Source organism: Streptomyces sp. HPF1205, from assembly GCF_020400825.1.
Taxonomy (GTDB): Bacteria; Actinomycetota; Actinomycetes; order Streptomycetales; family Streptomycetaceae; genus Actinacidiphila.
This window is the reverse complement of record NZ_JAINVH010000093.1, coordinates 1-2,242: the sequence shown is the minus strand read 5'-3', so window position 1 is coordinate 2,242 and position 2,242 is coordinate 1. Positions and strand designations below refer to the sequence as shown.

Sequence of the window (2,242 nt, the reverse complement as noted above, 5' to 3'; positions counted from 1 at the left end):
GTTGACCCGGGCCAGCCGGGGCACCACGAAAGCACCCCCACGAAGGGCGAGTTGAGGCTCGCCGGCCGCCAAGGCCGCCGGCAGCACAGCCCACGACTCCGACGTACCATCCGTGTCCACCAGGACGATCCGCCCCGGCATCTCCGTCTGCGCGGCTCGAACAAGGCCCCAGACTGCGGCCCCGCCGAGGTCGTCCACGTTCTCGCCGGCGGCGGTGGCGACGGCGTTGCGCGTCAGGACGACGAGCGGCACGCCCGGGAAGCGCGTGTCCGCCACCCATTGTTGGACCGTGCCCAGGACGGCGGCCGGGGCATCCTCCCCGATGGCGACGGTGACGACGGCCGACGGCAGGGGCACGGCGGCGAGTTCGTCCAGCTCGCCGAGTGCGGCGAACGTCGCGGCACTCGCGGAAACGGCGCGAGCGGCGTCAGGGACGTCAGCGGCGTCGGCGACGAGCAGGGCCAGGCCTCCGTCCTGTGCCTGCGGTGTGCCGACGGCGATCTCGGGCCAGGCCAGACGGAACAGGGCGTCGGAGGCGGCGTCGCGCGAGGCGCGCAGCCCCTCGGCGGTGACCGGACGCAGGACGAGCGACCCGACGGTGGCGACGATCTCGCCCTCGGCGTCGGCCACCAGCAGCGACACACCGCCGCCGGACCGCGTCAGCCGTACCCGCAGGGCGTCGGCGCCGGCGGCGTGCAGAACGACCGAGGACCACGAGAACGGCAGGCCGCCGCCCTCCCCGCGTCCGCCCTCCCCACTCGCGCCTTCCGCGTTCGCGTCCCCGCCGAGCGCGGTGGCGTGCAGGGCGGCGTCCAGCAGCGCCGGGTGCAGCCCGAACGCGGCCGCGCCCGGACCGTCCGGCAGCGCGACCTCGGCGTAAAGGTCGTCGCCCGCACGCCAGGCGGCCCGCAGCCCCTGGAACGTGGGGCCGTACGCGAAGCCGCGCGCGGCGAACTCGTCGTACAGCGTGTCCACGGGCAGCGGTTCGGCACCGGCCGGCGGCCATACGGTGAGGTCGGCGGCGCCGGCGGTGTCGGCGGTGTCGGCGGCGGGCCGGTGCTCGCCGAGCGTGCCGGCGGCGTGCCGCAGCCAGGGGCCGTCCGGGTCGGCGGCGGCGCGCGAGTGGACGCTCACCATACGGCTGCCGGTGCCGTCGTCGGCCCCGACGCGGACCTGGACCTGAACGGCGTCCCGGGGCCCGAGGACGAGCGGCGCCTCCAGGACGAGCTCCTCCAGGACGGCCGCTCCGACCTGGTCGGCGGCACGCAGCGCCAGCTCCACGAACGCGGTCCCCGGGAACAGGACGGTGTCCATGATCCGGTGCTCGGCGAGCCACGGGTGGGTCAGGACCGACAGCCGCCCGGTCAGCAGGGCACCCTCCCCGTCGGCGAGCATGACGGCGGCGCCCAGCAGCGGGTGCCCGGCCGCGCCGAGCCCGAGCCCGGTGGCGTCGCCACCAAGGCCCGCCACGACGGTCGGCCAGTACCGCTCGCGCTGGAAGGCATACGTGGGCAGCTCGATGCCGCGCGCGGGCACACCTTCGTAGAACGCCGACCACCGCACACCCGCTCCGCGCACCTGCGCCCGGGCGAACGCACCGAGCAGCGCCGACACCTCCGGACGCCCGGCCCGCAGCGCGGGGAAACAGGCGAGGTTGCCGGATTCTTCCGCCTCGCCAAGGATGCTCTGCGCCATGGCGGACAGCACACCGTCCGGCCCCAACTCCAGGTAAGTGCGGACCCCTTCGGCATGCAGCGCGGCAATCCCGTCCGCGAATCGCACGGCCTCGCGGACGTGCCGCACCCAGTACGCGGGGTCGGTGAGGTCGCCGGTCAGGTCACCGGTGACGTTCGACACGACAGGGATACGAGGGCTGTGGTACGTCAGCGACTCGGCGACCGCACGGAAGTCGGCCAGCATCGGGTCCATCAACGGCGAATGGAAGGCATGCGAGACGGTCAGCCGCTTGACCTTCCGCCCCTGCGAACGCCAGGCCGCCTCCAACTCGGCGACAGCCTCACCAGCGCCCGAAACCACCACGGCCTCGGGCCCGTTGACCGCCGCCACCGCCACGTCGCCGCGGCCCGCCAGAGCCTCCCGTACAACAGACTCTTGCGCCTGCACCGCCAACATCGCGCCACCAGCCGGCAGCGCCTGCATCAACCGGCCACGGGCAGCCACCAGCCGGACCGCGTCCTGCAGCGACAGCACACCCGCCACATGCGCAGCCGCCAGCTCACCA

At 74.6% G+C, this 2,242-nt stretch carries 1 protein-coding gene; it reads right to left on the bottom strand.

What is annotated here, in order from left to right:
* Positions 1-2,242 (bottom strand): acyltransferase domain-containing protein (locus tag K7G61_RS35750; protein ID WP_225851319.1); only part of this gene is annotated, 2,242 nt, incomplete at both ends.